Below are 2,996 nucleotides of genomic sequence, written 5' to 3'. Positions count from 1 at the left end.
TCATCTGCCATGATTAGAACTCCAATCCGCCTTCGCGAGCCGCGTCGGCCAGCGCCTTGATGCGCCCGTGGAACAGGAAGCCGCCGCGGTCGAACACGACCTGCGTCACGCCCGCCTTCTTGGCCGCCGCGGCGAGTCGCTTGCCGACATCGGCGGCGGCCGCCGCCGTGGCGCCGGCCTTGCCGCGCACATCCTTGTCGAGCGTCGAAGCCGCGGCCAGCGTCTGGCCGGCGGCGTCATCGATAAGCTGCGCATAGATGTGCCGGCCCGAACGGTGCACCGAAAGGCGGGGACGCCCGGCGGCGCGCTGACGGAGCGCGGTACGAACGCGCTGGCGACGTTTTTGGAATGGGGTAAGATGTGCCATGGCTTACTTCTTCTTGCCTTCTTTGCGGAAGATGTACTCGCCGCGATATTTGATGCCCTTGCCCTTATAGGGTTCGGGCTTGCGCCAGCGGCGGATTTCCGCCGCGACCTGGCCGACCTGCTGCCGGTCCATGCCGCTGATCTCGATCGTCGTGTTGTCCGGCGTCTTGATCTCGATGCCTTCGGGCACCGCAAAGTCGACATCGTGGCTATAGCCGAGTTGCAGCTTCAGCGTCTTGCCCTGCGCATTGGCGCGATAGCCGACGCCGGTGATTTCGAGCACCTTGGTGAAGCCCTCGGTCACGCCCGTAATCAGGTTCTGCACCAGCGTGCGCTGCATGCCCCAGAACGCGCGCGCTTCGCGGCTGGCGTTCGCGGGCTGCACCGAAATCGCACCGTCGCCGACATCATATTTGATGATGTCGGAAAGCGGCATCGCCAGGGTGCCCTTGGGTCCCTTGACCGACAGCTGGCCGCCGTCGATCGCGGCGGTGACGCCGCTGGGGATCTCCACTGCCTTTTTACCGATGCGGGACATCAGAACACCTCCGCCAGCACTTCGCCGCCGACATTATGCTCGCGCGCCTCGGCGTCCGACAGAACGCCGCGCGGGGTCGACACGATGGTGATGCCCAGGCCGTTGCGCACGATCGGCAGCTCTTTCGAGGCCGAATAGACGCGGCGGCCCGGCTTCGAAACGCGGGCCACGTGGCGGATCGCCGGCTGCCCCTCGAAATATTTCAGCTCGATGCGGATGCCCTTGTGCTGGCCCTTGGCGCCCAGCGCTTCTTCGCTGTAGCCGCGGATATAGCCTTCGCGCTGGAGCACGTCGAGAACACGGACGCGCAGCGTCGAAGCCGGCGTCAGGACGCTGTCCTTCTTCGCCGTCTGGCCGTTGCGGATGCGGGTGAGCATATCACCCAAAGGATCGGTCATTGCCATCTTGCGTGTTCCTTACCAGCTCGACTTCACAACGCCGGGGATCAGGCCCTTGTTGGCCAGATCGCGCAGCTGAATGCGGCACAGCCGGAATTTGCGATAATAAGCGCGCGGACGTCCGGTCAGCTCGCACCGGTTGCGGATGCGGGTCGGATTGCCGTTGCGCGGAATTTCCGCCATCTTGAGGCGCGCGATCAAACGCTCGCCATCGTCGAGTGAAGAATCGGCCGCAATGGCCTTCAGCTTCGCGTAGCGACCGGCATATTTCTTCACCAGACGCTTGCGACGCTCATTCTTGTTCACCGAACTCAGTTTCGCCATGACTTAAGTTCTCTTTCCTTGTTCCTGTCCGGCCCGAGATCCCAGCAAAGGGGACTCAGGCGGCTTCCTGGGCCGGGGCTTCGATCGGGAAGGGGAAGCCGAACAGCCGGAGCAGTTCGCGGGCTTCGTCGTCCGTGCGAGCCGTGGTGGTCACGATCACATCCATTCCGCGCACCGTGTCGATGCGGTCATAGTTGATCTCGGGGAAGATGATCTGTTCCTTGAGGCCGAGGGCATAGTTGCCCCGACCGTCGAAGCTCTTCGCCGACACGCCGCGAAAGTCGCGGATGCGGGGCATCGCGATGGTGATCAGCCGGTCGAGAAATTCGAACATCCGCGCCCGGCGCAAGGTCACCTTGCAACCGATCGGCATGCCTTCGCGCAGCTTGAAACCGGCGATCGACTTCTTCGCCTTGGTGACGACCGGCTTCTGGCCCGCGATCAGCTCCATTTCCGAAGCCGCGATCTCGACCTTCTTCTTGTCCTGAACCGCGTCGCCCACGCCCATGTTGAGCACGATCTTCTCGATCCTCGGCACTTCCATCACATTCTTGTAACCGAATTTCTCGGTCATCGCCTTGACGATCGTGTCGTCATAAAGCGACCGCATGCGCGGGGTGTATTTATCAGCCATTGATGGTCTCCCCGGACTTCACGGCCACGCGGACCTTCTTGCCGTCCCTGGTTTCGAAGCGGACGCGCGTCGCCTTGCCCGACTTGGGGTCGGCGACCGCGACCTTGCTGACGGCCAGCGGCGCTTCCTTACGCTCGAGGCCGCCCTGCGGGTCCTGCTGGTTCGGCTTCTTGTGGCGCGTGATGATGTTGACGCCCGCGACGACGACCTTGCCGTCCTTCGGCAGGCTCTGCGTCACTTCGCCGGTCTTGCCCTTGTCCTTGCCGGACAGGATAACGACCGTGTCGCCCTTCTTGATCTTGGCCATACCCATGGTCAAAGCACCTCCGGCGCCAGGCTGATGATCTTCATATAGCCGCGCCCGCGCAGTTCGCGCACGACAGGGCCAAAGATGCGGGTGCCGATCGGCTCCTCGTTCTTGTTGACGAGCACGGCGGCGTTGCTGTCGAATCGGATCACCGATCCGTCGGCGCGGCGCACATCTTTCGCGGTGCGGACGATGACGGCGCGATGGACGTCGCCCTTTTTCACCTTGCCGCGCGGCTGCGCTTCCTTGATCGACACGACGATGACGTCGCCGACGCCGGCGGTGCGCCGCTTCGACCCGCCCAGCACCTTGATGCACTGGACGCGCTTCGCGCCGCTGTTGTCGGCGACTTCCAATTGTGACTGCATCTGGATCATCGATGCATTTCCTTCTTCCTTGGCCTACCGGGCCGTCCCGGCGGTTCCGTGA

7 protein-coding genes are annotated in these 2,996 nt (G+C 63.4%); all 7 read right to left on the bottom strand.

Annotation, left to right across the window (positions count from 1 at the left end):
- Positions 1–13: 13 nt before the first annotated feature.
- From rplR to rplN, 7 genes are read right to left on the bottom strand one after another with little or no spacing between them, the layout of a single operon-like run.
- On the bottom strand, positions 14–367 hold the full coding sequence (gene rplR / locus VIR62_RS11820; protein ID WP_431871512.1) for a 50S ribosomal protein L18: 354 nt from the start codon (positions 365–367) through the stop codon (positions 14–16).
- 3 nt (positions 368–370) lie between these two features.
- Positions 371–904, bottom strand: coding sequence for a 50S ribosomal protein L6 (rplF, locus tag VIR62_RS11815; protein ID WP_431871510.1), 534 nt, complete (start codon positions 902–904; stop codon positions 371–373).
- Positions 904–1,308, bottom strand: coding sequence for a 30S ribosomal protein S8 (rpsH, locus tag VIR62_RS11810; RefSeq protein ID WP_431871509.1), 405 nt, complete (start codon positions 1,306–1,308; stop codon positions 904–906). Before rpsH ends, rplF begins: the two co-directional genes overlap by 1 nt.
- A 12-nt stretch (positions 1,309–1,320) precedes the next feature.
- Positions 1,321–1,626 carry a 30S ribosomal protein S14 gene (rpsN, locus tag VIR62_RS11805; RefSeq protein ID WP_431871508.1) on the bottom strand — a complete coding sequence of 102 codons (306 nt, stop codon included), beginning with the start codon at positions 1,624–1,626 and terminating at the stop codon, positions 1,321–1,323.
- A gap of 55 nt (positions 1,627–1,681) precedes the next feature.
- Positions 1,682–2,260 carry a 50S ribosomal protein L5 gene (gene rplE / locus VIR62_RS11800; protein ID WP_431871507.1) on the bottom strand — a complete coding sequence of 193 codons (579 nt, stop codon included), beginning with the start codon at positions 2,258–2,260 and terminating at the stop codon, positions 1,682–1,684.
- Positions 2,253–2,573, bottom strand: coding sequence for a 50S ribosomal protein L24 (gene rplX, locus VIR62_RS11795; RefSeq protein WP_431871505.1), 321 nt, complete (start codon positions 2,571–2,573; stop codon positions 2,253–2,255). The genes rplE and rplX overlap by 8 nt, the downstream gene beginning before the upstream one ends.
- A 2-nt stretch (positions 2,574–2,575) precedes the next feature.
- Complete coding sequence (rplN, locus tag VIR62_RS11790; protein ID WP_011543078.1) at positions 2,576–2,944, bottom strand: 50S ribosomal protein L14; 369 nt, start codon at positions 2,942–2,944, stop codon at positions 2,576–2,578.
- Between the last annotated feature and the right edge of the window lie 52 nt (positions 2,945–2,996).

This window comes from Allosphingosinicella sp. (genome assembly GCF_036570505.1).
Lineage (GTDB): Bacteria > Pseudomonadota > Alphaproteobacteria > Sphingomonadales > Sphingomonadaceae > Allosphingosinicella.
The sequence above is the reverse complement of the archived record's forward strand: the minus strand, read 5'-3'. Positions and strand labels throughout refer to the sequence as shown.